This is a genomic window from Desulfitobacterium sp. PCE1 (assembly GCF_000384015.1).
GTDB classification, from domain to species: Bacteria; Bacillota; Desulfitobacteriia; order Desulfitobacteriales; family Desulfitobacteriaceae; genus Desulfitobacterium; species Desulfitobacterium dehalogenans.
This window is the reverse complement of record NZ_KB913023.1, coordinates 2,654,373-2,681,020: the sequence shown is the minus strand read 5'-3', so window position 1 is coordinate 2,681,020 and position 26,648 is coordinate 2,654,373. Positions and strand designations below refer to the sequence as shown.

General features: G+C 43.0%; 21 protein-coding genes and 1 pseudogene. 21 read left to right on the top strand and 1 reads right to left on the bottom strand.

Features of this window, described 5'->3' with window-relative positions:
• Nucleotides 1-537 precede the first annotated feature (537 nt).
• From DESPCE1_RS24040 to DESPCE1_RS0113275, 12 genes and pseudogenes are all read left to right on the top strand, one after another.
• Nucleotides 538-627: pseudogene (locus DESPCE1_RS24040) on the top strand (sigma factor); the annotation flags it as partial.
• Between the two features lie 469 nt (nucleotides 628-1,096).
• Nucleotides 1,097-1,528: a hypothetical protein gene (locus DESPCE1_RS0113325; protein ID WP_014794464.1), complete on the top strand. Its 432-nt coding sequence runs from the start codon at nucleotides 1,097-1,099 to the stop codon at nucleotides 1,526-1,528.
• A gap of 526 nt (nucleotides 1,529-2,054) precedes the next feature.
• On the top strand, nucleotides 2,055-2,447 hold the full coding sequence (locus DESPCE1_RS0113320) for a hypothetical protein (protein WP_019850775.1): 393 nt from the start codon (nucleotides 2,055-2,057) through the stop codon (nucleotides 2,445-2,447).
• Between the two features lie 227 nt (nucleotides 2,448-2,674).
• On the top strand, nucleotides 2,675-3,175 hold the full coding sequence (locus tag DESPCE1_RS0113315) for an NUDIX hydrolase (protein WP_019850774.1): 501 nt from the start codon (nucleotides 2,675-2,677) through the stop codon (nucleotides 3,173-3,175).
• A gap of 320 nt (nucleotides 3,176-3,495) precedes the next feature.
• On the top strand, nucleotides 3,496-4,779 hold the full coding sequence (locus DESPCE1_RS0113310) for an IS110 family transposase (RefSeq protein ID WP_019849557.1): 1,284 nt from the start codon (nucleotides 3,496-3,498) through the stop codon (nucleotides 4,777-4,779).
• A 425-nt stretch (nucleotides 4,780-5,204) separates the two neighbouring features.
• Nucleotides 5,205-5,480, top strand: a complete 276-nt coding sequence (locus tag DESPCE1_RS0113305) for a YciI family protein (protein ID WP_014794460.1) — start codon at nucleotides 5,205-5,207, stop codon at nucleotides 5,478-5,480.
• A 307-nt stretch (nucleotides 5,481-5,787) separates the two neighbouring features.
• A complete protein-coding gene (locus DESPCE1_RS0113300) occupies nucleotides 5,788-6,435 on the top strand; it encodes a DUF975 family protein (RefSeq protein WP_014794459.1) in 648 nt (215 codons plus the stop codon).
• Nucleotides 6,436-6,552: 117 nt separating this feature from the next.
• Nucleotides 6,553-6,945 carry an ACT domain-containing protein gene (locus DESPCE1_RS0113295; protein WP_014794458.1) on the top strand — a complete coding sequence of 131 codons (393 nt, stop codon included), beginning with the start codon at nucleotides 6,553-6,555 and terminating at the stop codon, nucleotides 6,943-6,945.
• A gap of 264 nt (nucleotides 6,946-7,209) precedes the next feature.
• Nucleotides 7,210-8,175, top strand: a complete 966-nt coding sequence (locus DESPCE1_RS0113290; protein ID WP_014794457.1) for a hypothetical protein — start codon at nucleotides 7,210-7,212, stop codon at nucleotides 8,173-8,175.
• A 190-nt stretch (nucleotides 8,176-8,365) separates the two neighbouring features.
• Entirely contained in the window at nucleotides 8,366-9,508 is a 1,143-nt protein-coding gene (locus DESPCE1_RS0113285) for a hypothetical protein (RefSeq protein WP_019850773.1), read from the top strand.
• 47 nt (nucleotides 9,509-9,555) lie between these two features.
• The gene (gene fosX / locus DESPCE1_RS0113280) at nucleotides 9,556-9,966 is read left to right on the top strand and encodes a FosX/FosE/FosI family fosfomycin resistance hydrolase (RefSeq protein ID WP_014794455.1); all 411 of its coding nucleotides are present in this window, start codon (nucleotides 9,556-9,558) and stop codon (nucleotides 9,964-9,966) included.
• A gap of 34 nt (nucleotides 9,967-10,000) precedes the next feature.
• The gene (locus DESPCE1_RS0113275) at nucleotides 10,001-10,294 is read left to right on the top strand and encodes a Dabb family protein (protein ID WP_014794454.1); all 294 of its coding nucleotides are present in this window, start codon (nucleotides 10,001-10,003) and stop codon (nucleotides 10,292-10,294) included.
• A gap of 95 nt (nucleotides 10,295-10,389) precedes the next feature.
• Here the strand turns inward: DESPCE1_RS0113275 and DESPCE1_RS0113270 are convergent, their stop codons facing one another.
• On the bottom strand, nucleotides 10,390-10,914 hold the full coding sequence (locus DESPCE1_RS0113270; RefSeq protein WP_014794453.1) for a CarD family transcriptional regulator: 525 nt from the start codon (nucleotides 10,912-10,914) through the stop codon (nucleotides 10,390-10,392).
• Between the two features lie 253 nt (nucleotides 10,915-11,167).
• Between DESPCE1_RS0113270 and glgB the strand changes: the two genes are divergently transcribed.
• The 9 genes from glgB to DESPCE1_RS0113225 all read left to right on the top strand — a co-directional run bounded on the left by glgB (nucleotide 11,168) and on the right by DESPCE1_RS0113225 (nucleotide 26,643).
• On the top strand, nucleotides 11,168-13,114 hold the full coding sequence (gene glgB / locus DESPCE1_RS0113265; RefSeq protein ID WP_019850772.1) for a 1,4-alpha-glucan branching protein GlgB: 1,947 nt from the start codon (nucleotides 11,168-11,170) through the stop codon (nucleotides 13,112-13,114).
• A 58-nt stretch (nucleotides 13,115-13,172) separates the two neighbouring features.
• Nucleotides 13,173-15,602 (top strand): glycogen/starch/alpha-glucan phosphorylase, encoded by a 2,430-nt coding sequence (locus tag DESPCE1_RS0113260; protein WP_019850771.1) that lies wholly within the window; start codon nucleotides 13,173-13,175, stop codon nucleotides 15,600-15,602.
• Nucleotides 15,603-15,619: 17 nt separating this feature from the next.
• Complete coding sequence (locus tag DESPCE1_RS0113255) at nucleotides 15,620-16,816, top strand: glucose-1-phosphate adenylyltransferase (protein WP_019850770.1); 1,197 nt, start codon at nucleotides 15,620-15,622, stop codon at nucleotides 16,814-16,816.
• 14 nt (nucleotides 16,817-16,830) lie between these two features.
• Complete coding sequence (gene glgD / locus DESPCE1_RS0113250) at nucleotides 16,831-17,952, top strand: glucose-1-phosphate adenylyltransferase subunit GlgD (RefSeq protein ID WP_019850769.1); 1,122 nt, start codon at nucleotides 16,831-16,833, stop codon at nucleotides 17,950-17,952.
• Between the two features lie 15 nt (nucleotides 17,953-17,967).
• Nucleotides 17,968-19,371: a glycogen synthase GlgA gene (gene glgA, locus DESPCE1_RS0113245; RefSeq protein ID WP_014794448.1), complete on the top strand. Its 1,404-nt coding sequence runs from the start codon at nucleotides 17,968-17,970 to the stop codon at nucleotides 19,369-19,371.
• A 10-nt stretch (nucleotides 19,372-19,381) separates the two neighbouring features.
• Nucleotides 19,382-22,933, top strand: a complete 3,552-nt coding sequence (locus DESPCE1_RS0113240; RefSeq protein WP_033422456.1) for a bifunctional glycogen debranching protein GlgX/4-alpha-glucanotransferase — start codon at nucleotides 19,382-19,384, stop codon at nucleotides 22,931-22,933.
• A 26-nt stretch (nucleotides 22,934-22,959) separates the two neighbouring features.
• Nucleotides 22,960-24,528, top strand: coding sequence for a glucose-6-phosphate isomerase (locus DESPCE1_RS0113235; RefSeq protein WP_028305572.1), 1,569 nt, complete (start codon nucleotides 22,960-22,962; stop codon nucleotides 24,526-24,528).
• Nucleotides 24,529-24,659: 131 nt separating this feature from the next.
• A complete protein-coding gene (locus DESPCE1_RS0113230; protein ID WP_242835395.1) occupies nucleotides 24,660-26,129 on the top strand; it encodes an L-lactate permease in 1,470 nt (489 codons plus the stop codon).
• A 313-nt stretch (nucleotides 26,130-26,442) separates the two neighbouring features.
• On the top strand, nucleotides 26,443-26,643 hold the full coding sequence (locus tag DESPCE1_RS0113225; protein ID WP_014794444.1) for a hypothetical protein: 201 nt from the start codon (nucleotides 26,443-26,445) through the stop codon (nucleotides 26,641-26,643).
• The last annotated feature ends 5 nt before the right edge of the window (nucleotides 26,644-26,648 follow it).

The following is a 26,648-nucleotide window of genomic DNA, read 5'->3' as shown; positions in this document are numbered from 1 at the left end:
CCTTTCAAATTGTAACGTGAGGTCTTCTTTTTGACAAAGATCATTTTTGACTACTACAGGAATGCTCCTTAAAGCTTTTAAGCCTTATGACATTTTATTAGACAATAAGTATTGGTAGTATTATGTCCAACATTAGGATTATAGCGGAACAGCACGGAGGCTATTCCCTATAAATGATGCGCGTATAAGATTGTAGGGAACACCCTCTGTGGCGTCTGCCCTGTCTATATAGCACATTCTTCTTATAGTGCAACAACTGGAACTACCTGGGGGAGTGCCGTCCATGGCGGGATTTAGACGATAGATTTATTTCATACTTGTAAAATAATGTGAATCAAGTTATTTATACAACCTTTTAAAGCTGTTTGCCTACGCAGACAGCTTTAAAAAATGAATTATTGTGTAACGAAATACTGATTTACCGGATATATGTTGTAAAGGAAGTGATATTGCATGCTTGACATGGATGATATTTATAAGGAATATGCAGAGATTGTTTTCAAATTTTTGATGAGTATTTGAAATGATGAGGATACTGCGAGAGAGCTCACGCAAGAAACCTTTTACCGTGCAATAAAATCAGCTAATCGATATGACGGCACCTCTAAAGTTTCGACATGGCTTTAACTAACAGTATCAGTATTGAACAAAGGGCTGAGGGCGGCGGACAAATCAAGGCACACCACCTTGATCCAATTAGTACTGTGGCTATTGTAGAGCAATCATAAAATCGTTCTATTGGCAAGCAAAAAGAAATTCTGTATGTACTAGACCACGGCAACTAAATAAGTGTGGCTCAACAAACAGGAAATGTGCTCCATATTTTCGAAGGTTGAACTGAATGCCCAATATTCAAATAAAATGAGTAAAGTAAAATATAGGTTTTTAGGTGAGAAATTTAGAATACTTTGGCTCTTGTGAAGGAGTTTGTTGAAGAATATAGAATATGGAATTTTATTCACCAAATAAAGAGATAGGCACTGGCAATTGAGTCAAAGTTCAATGAAATAGTTAGCAAAGGCAGCGTCATCCTGGCGCGGATAGTATTGGTTGGCTAATGATAAGGGCATTTGAGGTAATAAAGGGAGGGCATAAAATGAACAACATAGAGGGATTTAATGTCGACTTGGATCAGTGGATTGTTAAGAAGTTGTATAGTCTTATAGAATTAGATGAGGAAGTAAGAAAACGTGGCGAACCGGCAAGTCGTCCATATGTTTTAGAGGGACAATCTGAAGATGAAAAGTTGACCACATTTTCAATTGAAGAAAAATATCGTGATGCAGTTGATGCGGCGATAAATTATTCAATTGATCAATCGTCTAAACAAAAATGTATCATCCTTTTTTTTGATGGATATATAAGGTTAAAAGGGGTTCGTCGAGATGCATTCCTGTATCAGGTTTATAGCAAGGATAGAAAATGGCTTCAATTTGCACAGGCTTATCGACCAAAAGGATTATTTAGACAATATAAGAGGATAGGAGATCTGGTGTTTGTCGGTGAGGTAGAAAACCCTGGCAGATAGAACTTCAACTTTTCTTCTCAAGTCACTCATTCTGACTTGGATAACTATGTAAAGATAGTTAAAGGTGAGGGTCTAAAAAAAGGATATTTAGGTGATGGTGTTGACCATATTAGATTATGTAGAAAACTAAACGACAAAGGGCATTATCACCGAAATTCAGTTTTCGTGTTGATAATGCCCTTTATGTTTTGGACACGTGTTCTCTTCATTAGAACAATACATCAGGCTTACTGCCGAGACTGGGATTCACGGATAACAAGAGTCGCTATTTCCGGAGGTAGTTGAGCCACAGTGGCTCATCTTAGACCAGATTATTCAAGATATAATGAGAAATATGAAGTTAAGTTAATTCGCATTCATTTTAAATAGCGTATTAAAAGGTAACGGCGTTCAAGGGGCCGCCGTCCATGGCGGGATTCAGACGAGAGCTTTAGTTCGCACATGTAGGAAATGCCCATTTAGGTTTACAAATATGGTGACTATAAATCTAAATGCCAGTAATGATTGATAATAAAGGAGGCGCATAGTGAAAAAGAATGTAGTTTTAGTTTTAACAAGAACTCTTTACGCCATATTTATAGTCGGAACTATAATTTCCCTTTTTATTGTTTATAAAGATATAAATAGTAGCATTACTTTTAAATTCTTGATGGGATATTTATTCTTTACTTTTTTCATGTTATTATATGTTCCTTTCGTTACTATTTTAAATTCAAGAAGGCTAAAATGGATAGAAATAAGAAGTAGACTATTCAAGTTTATTGCCTTGTTTGCCCTATTTGGAGCTGTTAATTATTGTTTTGATTATGTTTTTAGACCTTCAAATATAGATTTATTAAGAGCGTGTTCTATTTCTCTTGGTTTAGCTTTTAGCATCTCTTTTATAGATGTTACATTTCTAAAAAAGAAAGAAAAATAAAGTAGCATAAGACGCATTTTTCTTATAATGTGTAACAGCTGGAACTACCTAGGGCGCGACGTCGAGCTCTGAATTCGTAGGGCAGGAAACGTCTTATAACACGTCCATTCCTGTAACTTAGCAAATAAGAATGTAATATGACGCTGCGGGAATGTCGAAAACGTTATACGACAGGCTAAGATTTGATAAAGTTCCAAGATAGCTTTTGGGAGTAAAGGGGTGAATTGATGGAGGTTTTCGCTAAACCAGCGGTAGCGGGAATAATCGAGAAAGAAATCGATGAAAAATCCTATATACTAATTCAAAACCGTTGTAAAGAAAGTGCACCCAATGAAGAGGGATTAATAGAAATACCGGCTGGTAGGGTAAGAGAATATGAAAATGTTTATGATTGTCTTCGAAGAGAAATATATGAGGAGACGGGATTAGAAGTGACGAGCATTGTTGGAGAAGACGAGTCAACCGTTTTAGAGTTACACGGGCAAAGAATCGTGAACTATACTCCGTTTGCAAGCTCTCAATGTATAGATGGGAATTATCCATTGATTGTGCAAGCATTCATTTGTCGGGTGAAAGGTGTCCCGTTGCATGAATCAGAAGAATCAAAGAATATAAGGTGGATTTCCATCAACGAACTTGGCAAACTGTTAACAATTGAACCAGAGAAGTTTTACCCAATGCAAGTGGCGACTATAAAGAAGTATCTTAGAAGTAAGATGATAATTTAGCGATTCTAAACCGCCCGTCGTATAACACAGAGTTCCCACAACTAGAGGATGATGCATGTTGTTGGGACGCTACGGTAATACCGGGCACGTTATCCGAAACCGTATGCGAAGAGCTGCGCGCCCATACGCGGATTACAAAGTGGTGGCTAGTACATTCTTGTAGGAAAATGTGAAGCAATCAATTAGATAAGTTTCTGTATAAGTGAGGAGCATTCCTGTAGTAGTCAAAAATGATCTTTGTCAAAAAGAAGACCTCACGTTACAATTTGAAAGGACTGTTGGCCAACAGAATCCAATCAAAATAACGGAGGTCATCCCAAATGAATTTTACACAAAACGAGAAGCTAAAGCAACTATCTGAAAGAAGTATTGTGATCGGAGTGGACATCGCCAGCGAGCTTCATTATGCCAGGGCATTTGACTGGCGAGGAGTCGAGCTGGGCAAGGTATTCAAGTTTGAAAACAACGCTGAAGGATTCAAGGATTTCCATGCATGGATTGAACGTTTAAAAAGGCAAGCACAAAAGGAATGCATAGTGGTAGGCGCAGAACCAACCGGTCATTACTGGTTTAGCCTGGCATCTTACCTAAAAGAGCAAAGTATTAAGCTGGTCCTCGTCAACCCGTTCCATGTAAAGCGTAGTAAGGAGCTTGATGACAACCACCCCAGCAAAACGGATGCTAAGGATCCCAAGACCATCGCTAAGCTGGTCATCGAGGGCAGATACAATGAGCCCTATATCCCGGAAGGAATCTATGCAGAACTGCGAATAGCAATGGCCTGTAGGATGCGCATCCAAAAGGAAATGAACAGTATAAAAAATCGTGTTCAACGGTGGCTGAAAATCTACTTTCCCGAGCATGAAACGGTGTTTGGAAAGTTTGATGCCACGAGTAGCATGCTGGTATTGCAAGTTGCCCCGCTACCTAGGGATGTTGAAAGACTTGGAGCAGAAGGAATCAACCGAATTTGGAGAGACAACAAATTGAGAGCAGTCGGAATGAAAAGGGCTAAGAGCCTGTATGAAGCTGCTCAGAAGAGCATTGGTTGCACCGAAGGAGAGTCTTGTTCCCGAATGGAAATCCAGCTATTACTGCAAGACTATCATACTAAAACAGCACAATATGAGGCAGTCACTGAAACCATCGATGGGTTGTGCCGTCAGATACCCGAAGTAGCCAAGTTGCTTGAAATTAAAGGTGTTGGCCTCGTTACCGTGGCAGGTTTTCTCTCCGAAGTGGGAGATATTAGACGCTTTAATTCTCCAAAGCAAATTCAAAAGCTAGCGGGCCTAGCCTTGCGAGAAAGTAGCTCGGGCAAGCACAAGGGACAGACCACCATCAGTAAGCGAGGTCGAGCGCGGTTGAGGGCGATTCTATTTCAAGCAGTGATGCCGCTAGTCGCCAAAAACGCAGAGTTTGCAGAGATACACACCTACTATACGACAAGGCCCAAGAATCCACTGAAGAAGAAGCAATCGTTAATAGCCTTAAGCTGTAAACTGATTCGGGTGTTCTATGCCCTATTAACAAAGGGTATAGACTATGACCCGAAAAAGCTGATTCAAGATATTCATCGTCCAGTTGAGTATTCAGCAGCGTAACAGAATAGCAGCGAAATCACAAAAACAAACGGTCTGTGAGTAAGCGTCACCGCAGAAGTGAACAATCCAGGTAGCCTAGCAGACAAAAGAGCTGGTAGTCAGTCGGATAAATCACCATTAGAGCAAAGACTCGGTTGAGGAGCATAACTGACACCCAATCATGGATAGGTGGAACGAAGGAATTTAGGGCGGATTTATCATCTTGACCCTGTTAGACATGGGAGGTTTACCACCGTGAGAATAATGGGTTTACAACGGCCAACATATGCTAAAAAAGCAGACGTTTGCTTTGCTATACCCAAATTCTCTGAATTAGGCATTCTATGCGAATTCTATCCGTGGTGAGCTAGTTTGTTTGGTAAGGAATTCTATGAAAAAGCGAGATATTCAAAGAAAATCAAAAGATATTATAGGGAGGGGAATAAATGACATATGTTTATTTAATGAACAATCAGAAGCCGATAAATAATGATATAATCAATAGTCATGTAGAATATTTAAGAAAATTAAACTCACAAGGCAAGCTTGTGATCTGTGGCCCTTTTACGGATTATCCTGGAGGAATGGTTATTATTTTGGCAGAAGATTTTATTGAAGCAACAAACATTGCAAATTCTGACCCGTTTATTGCATCAGGGTGCAAATCTTTCGAACTCAGAACGCTTGAGGTGGCCAATGAAGAGAATAATTATTTGCTTTAACTAAGGGACATAGGCATAACCTTAGTTCACAACATTCTTAAATTACGTAGTAAAAGACACGGAGGTTCAAGGGGCCGCCGTCCATGGCGCCCTCTGAATTCGGGGGCGTACAGCATTGGATAACAGAGGGTTTGCGACATTGGGGTAGAACATTAAAGATAATAACCCGACGTTGCAAACCCTCAAAACGTAATGCGATATGGCACGAATTTAACATTTAATCACAGGTATAATATTCTGCGTGGGCAGTATATCTTTGCATTGAGATGATGATATTTGTTAAGTAACTAAGGTTGGAGGAGATTAAATGAAAAGTAATGCAGAACTCAAAACTTTAGCTCGGGAAAATTTAAAAGAGAAATGGCTTATAGCAATTATCGTCTCCGTTGTTGCCTGGATGTTAACCGATGCTTTCACAGGAAATAGCGGCAGAGAAACTGTTGAATATGTATGGCGTAATGGAGAGTTTGTAAAAACTGTAAATCACTCAAATGCTATGTTCTCTTTGATTGCATTCATTATTGGCGGGCCAATAAATTTTGGATTAGCGTCTTTCTTTTTGAAATTAGCAAGAGATCAAGAGTCTACATTTAGTGAATTATTTAGCGGTTTTCACTATTTTTTAAAAAATTTTGTAATGAACTTCTTTATTATACTTTTTACTACCCTCTGGTTTTTGCTTCTCATAATTCCAGGGATTATTGCTGTTTTAAGATATTCTATGGCCTATTACATAATGAATGATAACCCCGATCTTAAGCCATTGGAAGCTATAGACTTGAGCAAAAAAATGATGTATGGACATAAGGAGAGATTATTTTTCCTATGGTTAAGCTTTATAGGTTGGTTTTTACTTGGGATTTTCACACTTGGCATAGGTTTTCTCTATGCGATGCCTTATTATAATGCAACCTTAGCAAATTTCTATGAAGACGTAAAAGATAATGCTTATTAGGCAAGTTAATTCAATAGAAAATCTAGCTTTATCTACAATGCGGACGGAAAGCTTATTTTAGTTGTAATTTAGGAGTGTGCAGAGTAGCCTAAAAAAAGAAAAGGTGGGAGTTTACTATTGGAAAAGCGGTTAACCATTAAAGTATTTGAAGAAATTTTAAGTGTTTGTAGATTAGATAAAAGTGCTCGGGTGCCAGACTGGGCAGAAGGTGATTTTTTAACTATAACTAGAACTCCTGAAGAATTATCAATCGTTTGTTGTCAAAAAAACATCCCTGAAGATGTTAAGTGCGAACGAGGTTGGCGATATTTCAAAATTGATGAAGTATTAGATTTTTCTCTAGTAGGAATTCTCTCATTGCTAAGTGGAACATTGGCAAGTCAAGGCATCAGTATATTTGCGATTTCAACATATGACACCGATTATATATTGATTAAGGAAGAAGAATTGGATAGGGCAATTGAAGCATTAAGATTAGAGGGCCATCATGTATCCATAAATGGACAATAGTACGTATATCCTTTAAGTACTTGAATCAAAGAATAGAAAAGTACAGGTTTAATGGAGGGGTATTCTATTGTGCTTTATCTGGGGCGTCCGCATTGTAGACAACAGGTAATTGCCGACACTAGAGGATGATAAATGTGGTTGGGACGCTTCGTGAATGCCCAGTACGTTATGTAAATGGCATTTCGGAGTACTATTATGAGGTCATAAAATTAATTTCTTAGCTTTTATGGGTAGAGATAGAATAAAAGAGAGGGGAAACAATCAATGTCAAGAGCAAGGGTGTCTTTAATAGTCATTAGCTTCTTTGGTATTGTTTTGTTAATTGCTTTCACCAACCAGTATATAAAATATCAAAAATTATTTTTTGATTACAATAACCTCAGTGTAGAACATCAACAATTGAAAGAAGAATGGGAAATACTTACTAAAGGTAGTATTGCCACCAATGGGAAGGTAAGTGAGAGCGTTCAAGGGGAATACTCATTCATACAAAGGTATAGTGGTATGAAATATCCTGTTGCCAGTGGACTGAGACGCTATGTAGGAGAAGAACCTTTACGCATATATCCAAGCTCCAAAGCTCCTTTTGTTTATAAGGATTGGAACCCGGATGTTGTTGAATTGATCAATGAGGTTAGTACGCAAAATGAGGAAGGATACCATGAGGGAACCTGGTGTCTTGTTTTAGATAACGCTAGGGGCATCAGTGGATATGCAAACAGTACTGAACTAATAACAATTGATGAAAAAGACAAAAATTATACTCGTGATTATGGGAGCGGAATCGAAACCTTAAGAGGATTCAGAGTAGGTGACAGAATAGAAAAAATTATAGGTTTGCTTGATCGGGATTATTATCTTATTTATGAAAACGGCAGAATTTATGAATTCCCGGATAATCAGTCTAAAGACATAGTTATTGAGCCAATCGAAAGGCCATTCTCTGATATTCAAACTCTAGATGCTTTTGTAGAATATACCAACCATATCGGTCTTTTGAGGACGTCTTCTCCTGAGTTCCCCTTAAAAGATGGATATAAGGTTGGCGATAATGCTATCAAAGTATTGAACTATTATACATCGAAATATAAGTCGTTAGATAATCGGGAATTAGAATACCAGTATCCTGGCTACACATTTATCCTAGAAGAAGGGCATATGTTGGAGTTTTTTATAGATACTGAAGAATTGAATCAAAACAGCGTTATTAAGTCTATTTGGATTGATTAAAGAGTTAAAATAATTATATATAGAAGCATTTCTGTTGCAACAATGAAACTCTTTATGACAGAAGAGGAATTTTATACGTAGGTAATATCACCATTCAACTTTCCGTAAAATCAGCGATTAAAGATTGAAATCGAAGACCCTGCCTATAAAGGTATAACATTTTTAGCACTGGAATAATGGAGGATTGGGAATGTTCAAAGGGTTTTCGACTCATTTGAAAAGGCATAGGGTAAAACACCTTGCTTTCATATCATTAATCATGTTGGTAATTCTCGTCAAGGTAGTTCTGATCGATGTGGTTTATATTAGTAAACAATATGAAAAGAAAAGAATTATCACACCCTGGGGTGAAAAAATAAAATCGGGGAATCTATCTGTAGATTACTCTCTGGAACAGACATTGATAGATATTGAAAATCTCGGTTTAAACACTGTTAATGTACCGGTTCAAATTGATATTCCATCCTTGACAGCCAATACAGCGACATTAAATATAGAGAGCAAGAAGAAAGCAATTCAGCTCATCAAAAAGCTAAGGTATCAGGGGATTAATGTAATCTTAGAACCATACCCATACATTAGCAACGGAGAACTTTATGAAACACAATTAGATCCACAGGATAAAAATGAGTGGTTCAGGAATTGGAAAGAGGAAATACTCCACCCCATAATTCGGGATATCGCAAAACCTTACAAAGTTTACGCCTTATGTATAGGGTCAAATTTTGACAAGTTTGAAAAGGAATATGCGCTTTGGATTGATGTCGCAAATTTTGTGCGTGAAAACTATCGGGGAAGAATAACTTATAAAACGAATTGGTGGTATACAGCGGAATGGAACACAGAAAAAGACGGTCTCCATGACACTTATACTGCGAAGCTAAATAACCCTTTACTGGCAGAAGTGGATTTTATTTCGGTCGCAGCATACTTTGAACTCACCGATCAAGAAACGAATACTGTAGAGAGTCTGGTAAATTCGCTTTATAGTACCCAAATTCACTCTAGACATCAGAATGTTTATGAGGAATTAAAGAACTTATCTTCCGAATGGAATAAGCCAGTATTTTTTGGTGAATTAGGTTTTCCCAAAAGGAACAAGGCTGCGGTTCATCCATGGGATCCGGAGCCTTCTGCCATACCTAATGAACTGGAACAGGCGAATGGATTTCAAGCCTATAAAGAGGTGTTCGAAAAAGAAAGTTGGAACTTAGGTTTTTCAGTTTTCGCAATTGGTAAAAAGGATGAGTTTAAAAATTATTATCCAAGTCATCAGAGTATTAGAGTGATTAATAGTTGGTATAAATATAACCATCCATGGCGGGATCGATAAGTGAATATTGGAAAACACTATTTAAAAAGATTTTGGAGAGAGCGATCATGATTGAAGGAATCAGCCATTTGACTTTCATAGTTAAAGATATTGAACGTGCATCAGAGTTTTTTCGATTTATCTTCGATGCTCAAGAGGTTTATTCTAGCGGTGAGGATGTGTATTCTTTATCAAGGGAAAAGTTCTTTTTGATGAACAGCCTATGGATATCAATAATGGAAGGGGAATCGTTATCTGAACGAACTTATAACCATGTTGCATTCAAGATTAATGATGATGAATTTAGCATTTTTGAATCAAGAATTCGAGCTTTGGGATTAGAAATAAAGAACCCTAGACCAAGGGTTAAGGGTGAAGGCCAATCGATATATTTTTATGATTATGATAATCACCTTTTTGAACTTCACACAGGTACTCTTTCCGATAGATTAGCTACATATAAAAGCATTGCTCAATAATTAGATAACATGCCACTAAGGGGGACAGTTTTTTATGTTAAAGCATATCGTGATGTGGAAGTTAAAAGAAGGTGAGCAGAAAGAGCAAAATGCACTCACTGTTAAAGAACTTCTGGAAGGTTTAGTCGGGAAAATTCCCGAACTGAAAAAAGCCGAGGTTGGAATCAACATCAATGGATCGGATACCGCTTATGATGTGGTGCTTTATTCGGAATTTGATGATGAAGCGGGCTTAGCCGCTTATCAAAGCCATCCTGAGCATGTGAAGGTAGGCGAGTTTATGAAAGAGATCAGGGAAAAGCGCACAGTGGTGGATTATATTCTGTAAAGTCAAAGAGACCTTAAAGAAAAAGGAGCATCGCCGACTACTCTACAAAAGTAGTCTTGGCGATGCTCTCTTTTATGTGCAACGCATGAAAGGTCTTAACCTAATGCTTCTTGCTTTTCTTTTTCGTCTTTTGCCTGATCGATGACACTCTGGAGTATTTCAACAGCTTTTTCCATTTCTATGCCTTTCACCTGTACGATTTCACTGGTTACAAGCTGAAAGGCTGTGTGTAGCATATTGTTGTCTTCCATACCCAGTTTTTGGAGATTGCCTTTTCTTGTTAGATCGCGTATGATTTCGCTCTCTTGATAGATATCTCCACTCTTCATCTTCTTCTTGTTGATATCACGGTAAAAACGGTTATTGCTTTCAAACATGATGGGGTCCGTATCTCCTTCAAAGAAAAAGCGCAGTACATCATCGATGACCTGGCTGTTGACCACTTGGCGTATACCTAAACCCTCAGCTTTGCCTACTGGAATCATAATTTCCATATTGACATGAGGAATGTTCAGGAGGTAATACTGCCCTTTAACACCTAAGACCTCTTTTTCTTCAATGGAATCGATTATTCCTGCTCCATACATGGGATATAGAACCTTATCACCCACTTGAAACATCGAGTCACCCCCCAAAGAATTTCCTGAAAATAATTATAACACAAAAATCATTGGATGTAAAATTTATTATGATATCACAGCTATAATGCTATGTCAATACAATATTTTTATCTCTGTTGTCTGCTGCTAAGCTCCCAAGTAGATCGGTAAGCACCATCTGAGTAAAATATGCCTGGATGCCTGTTCTAAGGGAAGGAGATGGGTCATAGAATTTAACACTATGTGCAATCTCAAGACAAAGGAGTTTTATTCTATGGCCTGGATAAAAAAACTCAGTACCTCACAGCTTCAAGAGATAAAGAAGGAGTCGGAAGTTCATAAGGTTGGTCCAATACTCACCCAAGAAGAGATGTATCTTTTTAATTGTGGTGAGTTTTATCATAGTTTCCGCAAGTTTGGCGCTCATTTTGTCAAACATGAGGGGCGATGGGGAACTCATTTTGCTTTATGGGCTCCCCAGGCTAAGAAGGTCTCTGTCGTAGGAGATTTCAACGGCTGGCGGGGAATGAACCATCCTATGGAAAAATGGGGGGATCACGGGATTTGGACATGCTTTATTCCCGGCCTGGAAGAAGGGGAGATTTACAAATATGAACTCTTCACCTCTTCAGAGGAAAGGGTGCTGAGGGCGGACCCTTATGCCTTTTTTTCGGAAGTGCGGCCCCACACGGCTTCAGTCATCTACTCTCTGGAGGGTTATTCCTGGGGAGATCAGACCTGGCTGAATCAGCGCAAAACCAGGAATCTGAAAGTGTCCCCTTTATCCATCTACGAAATCCATCTGGGCTCATGGAAGAGAACAGAAGAAGGGCGGTTCCTTAATTATGCTCAGCTCACTCCGGAGCTGATCCGGTATGTAAAATCCATGGGCTATACTCATGTGGAGCTTCTGCCCCTGATGGAGCATCCTTACGACGGTTCCTGGGGCTATCAGGGAACGGGATTTTACTCCTGCACCAGCCGCTACGGCACTCCTCATGATCTTATGTTCCTGATCGACCAATGTCATCAAGCCGGAATCGGTGTGATTTTAGACTGGGTTCCGGGGCATTTCTGCAAGGATGCCCACGGTCTGGGCAATTTTGATGGAAGTCCCCTCTATGAGAAAGAAGTTCATGAGCATTGGGGGACTTATAAATTTGATTATTCCCGCTCGGAAGTCTGGAGCTTCCTCATATCCAATGCAGTTTTCTGGCTGGAAGTCTTTCATGTGGATGGTCTGCGGGTGGATGGGGTGAGCAGCATGCTTTATCTAGATTATGGGAAAGAAGGAGGGTCCTGGCAGGCCAATCTTTATGGGGGACGGGAAAATCTGGAGGCCGTGGGCTTTTTAAAGCGGCTCAATGAAACGGTCAACTGCTTTTATCCCGAGGTATTGATGATAGCCGAAGAAGCTACAGATTGGCAGGGAGTGACCTCCCCTCTTGATCAAGAGGGGCTGGGGTTCACTTTCAAATGGAATATGGGCTGGATGAATGATACCCTCCGCTATATAAATTTGGACTTTCATGAGCGCAGGTCTTACCATCAACTCTTAACCTTTCCCATGATGTATGCCTATACCGAAAACTTTATTCTCCCTTTATCCCATGACGAGGTGGTTCATGGCAAGAAATCTCTATTGGATAAGATGCCGGGAGATTATGGACAGAAGTTCGCAGGCTTAAGGGGCTTATACACCTATTTCATCACCTCTCCCGGTAAAAAGCTGCTCTTTATGGGGGGCGAGATGGCTCAGTTCATCGAGTGGCGGGAAGATCGGGAACTAGACTGGTTTCTCATGGATTATGAGATGCATAGAAAGTACCATTTCTTCGTTCAGCAATTAAATGCACTGTATTTGCAAGAAAAGGCTTTATGGGAAATTGATCAGGATTGGTCCGGATTTGAATGGATCGATGTCCATAACCATGAACAGGGGATTATTGTGTTTTGCCGCAAGGGAAAGTCCCCTGAGGACAGGCTGGTGGTTCTGATTAATTTTCAACCCTATGGCTATGGAAGGCATCGGATCGGAGTGGAAAAGGCTCTGGGCTATCGGGAAATACTGAACACCGACTCAGCTGACTTCGGTGGAGGGGATAGGACTAATCCTGGGCTATTAAAAGTAGAGAGAGTCCCATGGCACGGCCGGGAATTCTCCCTGGAAATTCAGGTTCCCCCCCTGGGTGCCATGATATTAAAGCCCGAACTTGCATAAATATTGGTATGAGGAATAGATATTGTAATACGTCGGTTTTGAAGGAGAGAAAAATAGGATGTTCTCAGACAAAAACAGTTTTAAAGATGCCTATTTGGAGAAATTTGCTGAAATTAAGGGAAAGCCCATTGAGGAAGGAACCTTATGGGATAAATATCATACCTTGGTTGTGCTGCTCAAAGAGGAGATCAGCCTTTGCCGCGCCTTTACCAATTACGCGGAAAACCGGCCTTCCAAGCAAGTCTATTATTTCTCCATGGAGTTTCTGATTGGGAAATTGCTGCATAATTATCTCATTAACATTGGCATTCAGGATATCGTCGCCGAAGGCTTAGGAGAACTGAATATTGACCTTCGGGACCTTTTGGCTCAGGAAAGTGATGCAGGATTAGGGAATGGAGGCTTAGGACGTTTAGCAGCCTGTTTTCTGGATTCTATGGCTTTCCTGGGCATAGCAGGGCATGGCAATGGAATTCGCTATAAATATGGGCTTTTTGAACAAAAAATCGTCAATGGCTATCAAACCGAGGTGGCGGACCATTGGCTTAAGAACGGTTATCCCTGGGAAGTGCGCAAACCGGATAAAGCCATAGTGGTCAAGTACAAAGGGAATGTTCGTGCAGAAAACCTTAAGGGCCGGCTGGTGTTCCATCATGAGAATTATGAACCGGTGCTGGCAGTTCCCTACGATATTCCCATCTTCAGCTATGAGAATCCTTTTCTGATCAATAATTTACGCTTATGGAGCGCAGAGCCTTTATCCTCTGAGCTGGATTTAGCCTTATTTAACCAAGGGAATTTCACTCAAGCCTTAAGTTATAAATCGGAAGTGGAGGCTATTTCTTACATACTCTATCCAGAGGATAGTAATTTGGCCGGAAGGGAGCTGCGCTTGAAGCAGGAGTATTTTTTTGTGGCAGCAGGACTGGGAGCGATCGTCCGCAGCTACAAGAAGAGCCATGGTTCTCTCAAGGATTTCTCCCAAGGGGTGTCCATCCATATTAATGATACCCACCCGGCCCTTTGCATTCCTGAATTAATGCGGATTCTCCTTGATGAGGAGGGAATGGATTGGGAAGAAAGCTGGAATATCACCGTGGATGCCATTTCCTACACCAACCATACTGTTATGCCGGAAGCTTTAGAAAAATGGCCCTTGGATTTATTTAAGAATCTCCTGCCCAGAATCACCATGATTATTGAGGAGATCGACCGGCGTTTCAAAGAGAAGCTCTTAAGGCGGTTCTTTAACAGCGAGGAATTATTTGAAAGTACCCCCATCATTAAAGAAGGGCAGATCTACATGGCCAATCTGGCTATGATAGGCAGTCATTCTGTGAATGGGGTGGCTAAGCTTCATACTGAGATTCTCAAAAAACATGTTTTCAAGGATTTTCACCGGATCTTCGGCTATAAATTTACCAATTTAACCAACGGAGTAAATCATCGGCGTTTCCTCTTAACGGCCAATCCCGCTCTCTCCGAGCTGATTACAGAGGCTATTGGTCCAGGGTGGAAGACCAATGCCGCTCAACTGGCAAAGCTTCATGCTTTTCGGGAAGATAGCTCCTTTCTCGACCAATTGGCTCAGGTGAAATACCAAAACAAAGTAAGATTGGCGGAGATGATTCAAGAGGAGCAAGGAGTTCTTATCGACCCCCATTCCCTTTATGATGTCCATGTTAAGCGAATTCATGCCTACAAGAGACAGCTCCTCAATGTTCTGAAGATCATGGAGCTCTACAATCGTCTGCTCATAGATCCTGAGGCAGTTCAGGGGGGGTACACCTTTATTTTCGGGGGCAAAGCGGCGCCCGGCTATCACTATGCTAAAAGTATCATTAAATTGATACATTCCGTAGCTGAAAAGGTTAATAAGAACCCCGGGATACAAGATAAGCTGAAAGTAATTTTTATGGAGAATTTCAATGTATCTTTGGCAGAAAGAATCTATCCTGCGGCTGATCTCAGCGAGCAAATCTCAACGGCCGGTAAAGAAGCCTCCGGTACCGGGAACATGAAATTTATGATGAACGGAGCGCTTACTTTAGGAACCTTAGATGGAGCCAATGTGGAGATAAGAGAAGCGGTAGGAGATGACCATATCTTTATCTTCGGACTGACCGCAGACGAAGTCCTCACCAGCAATAGGAACCGAACCTATAAATCATGGGATGAATATCATACCAATCCACGCCTTAGGCAAATTCTTGAACAATTGCATTCCCATCATTTTATGGAAAATGCCCAGGAATTTCGCGCCATTTATGATTCTTTGCTTCTCTATAACGATGAATTCTATGTCCTCAAAGATTTTGAATCCTATATAAGGACCTTCGAGGAAGCCGCAGCCCGTTATGAATTGCCAAAAAAGTGGTTGCAGTCCTCTTTGCACAATATTGCCGAGTCAGGAATCTTCTCCAGTGACCGAACCATAAGGGAATATGCCCACCAGGTTTGGCGGGTACGCTGTCGGAGAATTGAATGAGGAAAGGGGGATGAATCATGAGAACAAAGGAATGCATCGCTATGCTGCTGGCGGGGGGACAGGGGAGCAGATTGGGATGCTTAACCCGTAATATCGCTAAGCCGGCGGTGTCTTTCGCCGGCAAATACCGAATTATCGACTTTAGTCTCAGTAACTGCACACACTCCAATATCGACACGGTGGGGGTTTTAACCCAGTATAAGCCCTTTGTCCTGAATTCCTATATTAGTGTGGGCTCTGCCTGGGATTTAAATTGTTTAAATGGGGGAGTTCATATTCTCCCCCCTTTTGTCGGCGAAAATCAAGGAAGCTGGTATAAAGGAACCGCCAATGCGATCTATCAGAATATGGATTTTATCAATTTCTATAATCCGGAATATATCCTGATTCTCTCCGGGGACCACATCTATCAAATGGATTATTACGAGATGCTGTCCTACCACAAACAAAAGAAAGCGGAAGTCACCCTGTCCACCATTGCGGTTCCGTGGGAAGAAGCCTCTCGTTTCGGCATCATGATGGTGGATGCTGAGGGACGAATTACCCGGTTTGCGGAAAAACCCCCTCGCCCCGAAAGTAATCTAGCCTCCATGGGAGTTTATATCTTTAATTGGGATGTTCTTAAGGAAGCTCTTCTTGAAGATGAGCAGGACAGACAATCGGACCATGATTTTGGAAAGAATGTGCTTCCCCGGCTTTTGCAACAGGGAAAACGGCTCTACTCCTATCTCTTTCAAGGATACTGGCGGGATGTGGGGACGATTGAGAGCTATTATAATGCCAATATGGAAGTTCTGCGGGAAGAAAGGAACGATATGTTTTTCGAATTGAAGCGGCGGATTTTCTCCAATGAAGAAATTCTTGCCCCTCAGTATATCGGTGATCAGGCGAAGATACACCATAGCCTTATTGGTAACGGCTGCACTATCCTGGGGGAAGTTCATGACTCCATCATTGCCTCAGGAGTCTATGTAGGGAAAGGAAGCGTTATTGAACATTCTATTTTACTCCCCAACTCAGAAGTCCATGGGGATGTCCGACTGTGGAAAACTATTTTGGGAGAGAATGCCATCGTCCGGAATCATTGCCGGATAGGGGATGAGGCTGAAGAGAATCCGCCCCAGGAAGGTATTACAGTGATTGGAGATCATTTGCAGATCCAGGAGAGTACCGTCATCAATGCAGGAAAAAACGTTATAAAAACCATCTCTTGAAGGGAGGAGGCAAGGTGAATAGTGCTATCGGCATAATTTTTGGCAATATGAATTCCAGCGTTTTACAAGGGCTGGCCCAAGACCGGCCCATTGCGGCGGTTCCTTTTGGAGGGCGCTACCGGCTTTTGGATTTCGCCCTTTCCAGTATGGTGAACTCAGGAATCCGCACTGTAGGATTGATCACCCCTCAGCAATATCGACCCATGCTGGATCATTTAGGTGCCGGTAAAGACTGGTCTTTGGACCGTAAATCGGGAGGTCTGTTTATCCTGCCGGGAGTTATCCATAGTTTAGGGCATCACACGATTCGCTTCAGCTTAAGGGATATCGCCAATAATATTGATTTTCTGGAGAAAGATTGTGCGAAGAATGTCATCATCAGCAGTTCAGATCAAGTATTTAACCTGGATTTTCGGCCCATTTTAGAGCATCATGAACGGGCAGAAGCTGATATTACTTTAGTCTATAATCAATCGGTCCAGCCCCTGGAAGAGGAGGATATCATTTATTTAAAGATGAAACCCGGTGAAAAAGTAACGGCCATGACTAAGAACAAAGACATGGCGGGCTTGGAGGGCCCCTGGCCATACTTTATCGATCTCTTGATTATTCGGCGTGAGCTCCTTCTTCAGATGATTGAAGGATATGGAAGCATTGAAACCATAGAATTGAGCGAAGTCATTGCCCAGCACCTTGGCTCTCTTTCGATACAAGGCTATTTCTTCGGTGGGTATGCGGGCCGGATCCGTTCCGTGAAGGATTATTTCCTTAATAACATGGCCTTACTGCAGGAAGAAATCCGTCAAGATCTCTTTAGAAAAAATCGACCCATTCGGACCAAGATTCGAGATAATCCGCCAACGAAATTTGGCAAAAGAGCTCAAGTCGAAAACTCTTTAATATCCAGTGGATGCACGATTGAAGGGAAAGTGGTCAATGCTATCCTTTCCCGAGGTGTTGTGATCGAAGAAGGTTGTGAGGTTCAAAACTGCATCATTATGTCAAAATGCACGATTGGCAGAAATTCTCGACTGGAGAATCTTATCATGGATAAGTTCGTGGAAGTCAACGAGGGGAGTGTTTTGCAAGGACGGACGAATAAACCCATGGTAATATCCAAGAAAGCCGTCATCTAGGGGGGAGGTGCGCAGATGAAGGTTCTTTTTGCAATAACGGAAGCCAATCCTTTTATGAAGACGGGAGGTCTTGGGGAAGTAGGAGGATATCTTCCCTTAGCTCTTCAAGAGCAGGGGGTTGAGATTCGGGTCATCCTTCCCAAATACAGCAGCATTCCTCAAGCTTATCGTCAAGGGATGAAGCCGATTAAGGAGTTCAAAGTTTCTCTAGCCTGGAGAAATCAGTATTGCGGCTTAGAAGAACTGGTTTACGAAGGAATACATTACTATTTTATAGATAATGAGTACTATTTCCTGCGTTCAAAATGCTATGGGAATGAGGATGAAGGAGAGCAATATGCCTATTTCAGCCGGGCCATCCTAGAAAGCATCCGCTATCTGCCTGGGTTCAAACCGGATATTATTCATTGTCATGATTGGCATACTGCCTTGATTCCTCTTTTTTTGAAAGCTTTTTACGCTCAGGATACTCTTTATTACAACATAAAGACTTTATTCACTATCCATAATTTAAAGTACCAAGGGATATTCCCCCAAGGGGCCCTGGAAGATGTTCTGGGATTGGGCAGGGAGTATTTATCTCCGTCAAAGCTTGAATTTCATGACGAAGTCAATTTTATGAAGGCGGGGATAGTGTACAGTGACCGGGTGACCACCGTTAGTCCCACCTATGCCCAGGAAATCCAGCATGCCTATTTTGGGGAGGGTTTACATGGAGTCATTCAGGAACGGAAAGATTCCCTGCTGGGGATACTTAATGGAGTTCCTCAACCTCTGTATCCTGCAACCCTTGAAAGTAAAAGAGAAGACAAGATAAAGCTGCAGGATAAGCTGGGTTTTGCGATCAGTGAGGAAATACCCATCCTCAGTATGATCTCGCGCTTAGTGGAACAGAAGGGATTGGATATTCTTCTCCATGTTCTGGATGAAATCCTCACCCTGGATATCCGGCTCATCATCTTAGGCTCCGGGGACTCTTATTATGAAGAGAGAATAAAGAGGTTTGAGGAAGGATACCCCGGTAAGCTGAGGGTGATCATGAGCTATCAGGAAGAGCTTGCCCATACTATCTATGCCGGTGCCGATATCTTCCTGATGCCTTCCCGGTTTGAGCCTTGCGGCATAGCCCAGATGATGGCCATGAGCTATGGGACGATTCCCATCGTTAGGGAGACAGGGGGGCTAAGAGATACGGTCAAGCCTTATTCCTTAACCACGGGGGAAGGGAATGGATTCACCTTTGCTCATTATAATGCTCACGAATTCCTTTACGCAGTTCAAAGGGCGGTGGATATCTTTCAAAATCAAAAAGAGGCTTGGAAAAAACTTCAGAAAAATGCATTAGATTCGGATTTTAGCTGGAACCGCTCTGCGGCCCAATACCGGGAGGTATACGAAAGTTTGTATTATTCATCCTAAAATGGGAGAGATGCCTGTGGTATTGGCTTATCATAATTCCCACGAGGAATTCTTTCGCAGCCCCTTTGGGGCCGTTCCCTGCGGCAGCCTTCTGCGTTTAAGGCTGCTTATTCAGAAGGCCTGTTCTGTTGATGAGTGCCTTTTGCGTTTATGGATTCAGGGCAAGGAGCACCGGCTCTCTATGAGCAGGGCAGAATGGCCGGCATTGAATAGAGTGGGGATAGAACCACGATTCTATCCCCAGGGAATGGTTGAGAGCGAAGGAGTAGTCTATGAGGTGGATTATAGTATTCCCCCTGAACCAGGAGTAATCTGGTATTTCTTTGCTTTCAAGGTAAGTGAAGATACTTACTTTTATGGCAATAATCATCAACAATTAGGAGGAACCGGTGAACTCAGCCACCAAGAACCTCCCGGATATCAAATTACAGTCTACCGGCCCATGAAATTGCCAAGCTGGTATACTCGGGGAATAATCTATCAGATCTATGTGGATCGCTTCTTCAACGGAGAGGAGCAAGGAAAAATCCTCAATCCCCGCCCTAAGTCCTTGCTGCACGGGGACTGGTATGATACCCCCCTTTATATAAAGGATGAAAGGGGTGCGGTGCTGCGCTGGGACTTTTTCGGCGGCAACCTATTAGGTATCATAAAAAAACTTCCCTATCTTAAGGAATTAGGCGTTACTATTCTTTATTTGAATCCCATCTTTGATTCCTCCAGTAATCATAAGTATGATACGGGAGATTATCTCACCATCGATCCCATGTATGGAGATGAGGAAACCTTTATAAGGTTAATCCTGGAGGCCCAACGCTTAGGTATGGCAATTATTCTGGACGGGGTGTTCAGCCACACCGGTGATGACAGCATCTATTTTAACCGCTATGGGAAGTATCCCGGCTTAGGTGCCTATCAATCCCCGGATTCTCCCTATTATTCCTGGTATCAATGGAAAGAAGAAAAGGAGTATTCCTGCTGGTGGGGAGTGAAAACCCTCCCTGAAGTTCAGGAGATGGAACCCTCCTATCGTGAGTTTATCATTCACTCGCCCCAGGGAGTTCTGCAGTCCTGGATGAAGCGGGGAATCAAAGGCTGGCGCCTGGATGTGGCCGATGAGCTTCCTGACGAATTCATCCAGGAGCTCCGGCAAGCGATGAAAGCCATAGAGCCTGAAGGGGTACTTATTGGTGAAGTCTGGGAGGATCCTACCCATAAATTCAGTTATGGAAAGCTCAGGCAATATTTTTGGGGGGCGGAACTGGATGCAACCACCCATTATCCTTTTCGGGAGATCTTTCTCCAGTACTTCCTTGGGGAGATGGATGCCTGCCAGGTGCATGAAAGGATCATGAATCTCTATGAAAACTATCCGCGGGAAAACTTTTTCGGGCAGATGAATTTAATCGGCAGCCATGACCGTGCCCGGATTCTGACCCTGCTTGGGGAAGCCCCGCCGCCGGAGCGGCTCTCGGTAATCGAACAGGAGAATTATCGCTTGTCTCCTGATGATCGGTATTTGGCTGTCCAGCGGCTAAAGCTGTTAACCTTGATTCAAATAAGTTTCCCCGGTGTTCCTTGCCTTTATTATGGAGATGAAGCGGGATGTGAAGGCTACCCGGACCCCTACAACCGGGGGACTTATCCCTGGGAAAGGGAAGATCAGGAAATCCTCCGGTGGGTTAAGCGGGTGCTTCGTTATCGGCAGGAATACGAGGTGCTGCGCCAAGGTGAGTTTTATTCCTGGTCAGTGGGAAAAGATATTTATGCTTTGAAAAGGAAGGGGGAGAAGGAAGAGATTATTATCCTGGTCAATCGAAATGTTCGGGAGTCTATAGAAGTGACCTTGAAGCTGGAGCAGGATGTGCAGCAGGTTATTGATATTTTTGAGGGGAAAGTGCTCTGCCAAAAGGAGCATGGATTGGGATTCTTTCCTCTTATCTTAGCCCCTTTATCAGCAAAAGCTCTCTTCTGCCAGAATCAAGCTCAAAACCACTATTTTAAACAGGAGATCATGACCCGTTCCTGCGGCATACTTATGCATATCTCCTCCTTGCCATCTCCATGGGGCATCGGAGACCTGGGAGGGGATGCCTATGATTTTGTGGATTTCCTGGCTGAAGGGGGGCAAAGCCTCTGGCAGGTGCTGCCTTTGAATCCTCTGGGGCTGGGAGATTCCCCTTACCAAAGTGAGTCGGCCTTGGCCGGGAGCGTTCTACTTATTAATATTGACTTGCTTATCCGGGCCGGGCTGCTCACCGAGAAGGAAGCCCAGAGAGAGGCCCGCAGGGAATGGGCCAAATATGGCGAAGGGGCCGGAGGAACTGGAGGGGCCGGGAGTGAGGGCTTTGCCTGGGTTGAACGCTATAAGGAAAAGCTGCTGCGCAAGGCTTATGAACGCTTCAGGAAAAAGCTGCCCGACTCTCCTTCGGGTTTAAGCAGCCCGGAGGGAGGCAACCAGCCTGGAGCTGAGGATTATTTTGATCTTCACGGTTATGAACGGTTTATCGCGGAGAATCAGGAGTGGCTGAAAGACTACGCTCTTTATAAATGCTTAAAGATTAAGTTTGGCGGCAAGGCTTGGAATGAATGGGAAAAAAAATACCTTGTGCGGGAACCTGAGGCCCTGGAAGCCTTGGCTATAGAATATGCCGAGGAAATAAACTATATCTTCTTTGTTCAATATACCTTCGCCTATCAGTGGCAAAGGCTGAAGGATTATGCCCATGACAAAGGGGTACAAATCATTGGCGATCTGCCCATGTTTGTAGCCTATGACAGTTGTGATACCTGGGCACATCGTGAGAACTTTGCCCTGGATGACCAAAATTCTCCCCTGGGCACTGCCGGGGTGCCCCCGGACTATTTCAGCCCTACGGGACAGAACTGGGGAAATCCTTTATATGATTGGGATACCCTTCGGGCCGCCGATTATGCCTGGTGGAAGCTTCGTTTCCGGCAAGGGCTGCATCGTTTTGATGCCTTAAGGCTGGACCATTTCCGTGGTTTTGAAGGGTATTGGGAAGTTCCTGCCCAGGCCGAGACGGCTGAAGAAGGTCGCTGGCTGAAAGGGCCGGGGAAAGGCTTTTTTGAAAGCCTGGTCCGTGAGTTTGGCCCTCTACCCATTATCGCCGAGGATCTAGGGACTATTACTCCTGAAGTGAATACCCTTAGAGCTATTTGCGGATTTTCGGGGACGAGAGTGATTCAGTTTTCCCCCATGGAGGAAAAAGGGGATTTCGTTTATTACTCCGGAACCCACGATAACGATACACTTTTGGGATGGTATTTATCTCAAGGATATGACGACAGGACTGCTATGAAACAAGTGGAGAAAACCATTGAGGAGCTTTATCAAGGGGACAGTGCCTGGGTTATTCTTCCCCTTCAGGATGTGCTTAAATTGGATTCTCAGGCGAGAATGAACATTCCCGGCACAATTAAAGGGAATTGGAAGTGGCGTGTAGAAAGTGAATCTTTAACTCAGGATGTTTGTGCTTGGTTAAGGGGTTTGGCTGAAAAATATGGGCGGCATAAGCATCCTGATCGGAAACCAAGCTAAAGCTTATGAAGAAAGACATAGAGGAGTTGGTTATCATTACTTCTTGGCAGCGCTTTAAGGAGTATTTATATTATGATGAAGAGATGGAATTGCTTTTAGATATAAGCCGGATGAATTTTACTCCGGAATTTTTAATGGAAATGACCGAGCCAATGGGGACTGTGTATCACCAGCTTCAGCTCATGGAAAAGGGCGCCTTGGCTAACCCGGACGAGGGACGAATGGTCGGGCATTATTGGCTTCGCAATCCAGATCTCGCTCCCTCCGAAGAAATTGCTCAGGATATTAAAGAGACTCTGGGGGAGATCCTTGACTTTGCGGAGCAGATTCATATGGGCAGCTTTCGCAACATCCTTTTAGTAGGGGTTGGGGGATCGATTCTCGGGCCCCGCTTTGTGGCCGATGCCCTGGCTTCTCCTCAGGATAAGATGAAGGCCTTCTTCATCGACAATGGGGATCCCGATGGAATCGATCGGGTACTAAGCCATATTGGAGAGGAATTGAATGCCACCCTCTGCATTATTATCTCCAAGAGCGGTGGTACGATTGAAACCCGGAATGGCATGCTTGAGGTCAGGAAGCGTTATGAGGAGCTGGGGCTGTCTTTTCCGGGTCATGCTGTTGCTATCACTCAACGGGGGAGTCAATTGGATAAGCTTAGCCAAAAGGAGGGCTGGCTGAGAGCCTTTCCCATGTGGGATTGGGTAGGGGGAAGGACATCTCTTTTGTCGGCAGTGGGGCTCTTATCCCTTGCTTTGCAGGGAATTGACACGGCTGGCCTTTTGCAGGGGGCCAGGGATTGCGATAAGCGAACACGGCGCCCGGATACTTTAAATAACCCGGGAGCCCTTTTGGCTTTAATGTGGTATCACAGCACCCAAGGTCATGGGGGAAAACAAATGGTAGTGCTTCCCTATAAGGACCGCCTCGAACTTCTCACTAAATATCTTCAACAGTTAATTATGGAATCTTTGGGCAAGGAGAAGAATCTCAAGGGAGAAACGGTCCATCAGGGGATTACAGTCTATGGCAATAAAGGTTCCTCTGATCAGCATTCTTATCTACAGCAGCTCCTGGAAGGTCCCGATAATTTCTTTGTGACCTTTATAGAGGTATTGAAGGATCGGCAAGGCCCCTCCGCTTATATGGAGGAAAACAGCACCAGTGGAGAGTATTTGCAGGCCTTCCTTTTGGGAACACGGGAAGCACTAACACAAAAAGGGCGTGAATCCATGACCATCACGGTCAAAGAGATCAACGCCTACACCATTGGAGTATTAATTGCCCTATTTGAGCGGGCCGTTAGTATTTATGCGCTTTTAGTAGGGATTAATGCCTATCACCAACCTGCTGTGGAGATGGGTAAAAAGGCAGCCGGTCAGGCAATACAATTAAAAAACAGAATTGTATATTTTTTAAAAAGCCATCCAAGTGAGAAATTTTCTGTTCATGAAATCGCTCTGGCAATCCAGGAAGAGGAACACCAGGAGATGGTTTTCAAGATTTTACTCCATTTAACGATTAATCCTGAACATGGGGTGAATATGGGACCGGGGCATCCTTTGCCGGAGAGCAGGTTTTTTGTGGGCGGTTAACAAAAAAGAATTACCTGTAACTGTAATTTATACTAATGCATGTTACATAGAAAAGGGCTAGGATAAGAAGCAAGGAGAAGGAGGATGTTAACATTTTTTTTCACAACTATAATCCATTGAATAATGTTGCCTTGTCAACCGTTGTTGCGGTACTTCCCAGCATCATCCTTCTCTACTTGCTCGTTCTTCATCCTCACAAAAATAAAGACGGAGATCGTGTACTTGGGATTATGGCTCCGTATGCCGCCCTCGTCGCAGCTTTAACCTCTTTTGTCATTGCCGTTTTCATTATGGGAATGCCTGCGCTTCAAGCCGGCAGCGCATTTTTCTACGGTGCGGCCGCCGGTCTTTTCCCGCTCGGGTGGGCCTTTTTTGCATTGTTCTTTTTCTATCACACCACACAAACTGGAGGCGGTCTCAAGATCTTCAAAGATTCGCTCATCTCCCTGGTATCCGATCGTCGTTTGCAGGTTTTACTCATCGCCTTTTCCTTCGGAGCTTTTATCGATGGCATTGATGGCTTTGGTTTAGCAATAGCCGCCGCCGGAGCTATGCTCGTGACCCTTGGCTTTCGCCCGGTCCAGGCAGCAGTCCTTTGCTTAATTGCCAATATGGCGTCGACCGCCTGGAGTAGCATGACCTCGAGGACAGTCTTTCTGTGGTCAGAGCCGGACTTCTTCACATTTCTTCATCATCTGTTCCCGATATTTACCCTTTTTGTTCCGTTCTTTCTGATAGCAGTCTTCGTGTTTATGGAAAAGGGCACTTTCAGAGATGTCTTCGACCTTTGGCCAGCTGCCCTTGTTGCCGGTTTTTCCCTTGCTCTGAGTCAATTCGCGCTGGCCCAAGCCAATATGGGTGTTGTCGATAGTAGGCTTCCCCGTATGGGTGCCGGCTTGATCAGTTTCATCCTGACCGCGCTTTTTTTAGCTATTTGGAAACCGCAAAAAAATCCGCGCTATACAAGTGACTCTGAAGAAATACCTTCTTATTCGGCGACCGAAGTTGTCAGGGCTTGGCTGCCCTGGGGGATCTTGGGCATTGTTCTTTGTCTGTGGAGTTTACCTGGTGTGAAAGGATTCCTTAACGGTGTTTTCAGCATCTTTTTGGCAATTCCCTTTCTCAATGGCCGTGTGGTTCATGTTCCGCCGATAGGAGACGGTGTGAATGCCATGAGCGCTGTTTTTTCGCTTAATCTTCTCTCATCAGTAGGTTCAGGAATCATCCTTGCCGCTGTCCTGTCGGGCATCTTTGTCTTACGCCTAAACGGCGGGCAATGGGGAGAGTCCCTTCGTCAAACCTGGGCCAGTCTAAAAATGCTCATCCTCTTTTTGACTATAATGTTCGGTTCCAGTTATTTAGCTCGCTACGCAGGCCTTGATGCGATACGGGGTCTGGCCTACATGCAGACCGGCAGTTTCTATCCTTTTTTCGCTTCATTGTTTGGAGGTATCAGCTCGCTGATCTATGGCTGCGTCGTAGCCTCCGCCACTTGCTTCAAAGATGCCAAGGAAGGGATATCGGCGACAGGGCTGATTTTCCGTTCCGCTTTCTTTTATATGATCATTTTAGCAATACTGCAAGGCTTTCTATTCTTATAGGTAATTTGCATTCTATTACTTTAGGTAGCATAAAAATATCAGATTATGGCATTGGAGCGAATGGCTCGAATGTTTTTTTGCTTATGCAAATAGAAGTTTCCTGGAATAAATATCTGTAAATAATTGATAGACCTGTAATTTATACTGATGTGAATTATGTAAAAAAAGGTTGCTATGGGAAATAACGAGAACTATAGGTTGTACAAGAGAAGAGTAGAAAAACTGGGGGTGGTGATGGGAGGAGCCACTTGTTTAATTAAATTCATTAATCTATAATGATAAACAATACCATTTGAGGGAGGATGAGGAAAATATGGATTTCGATCAATTGGCAAAAGTTGTCCATGATCTGGTGCAAAGGCAGAACAAGAAGGAGATTGGAACCCTGAATTCCGAGGCTTTGCAGGGGATGACGCTGAGGGAGCAGGAGGCCGTTGTTGATGGTTTTTCTAAGCTTCGCTTATCCGGACATTCTGTCGTGATAGAGATTGGGCCTTATAGTCAATGGGCTTAAAGAGG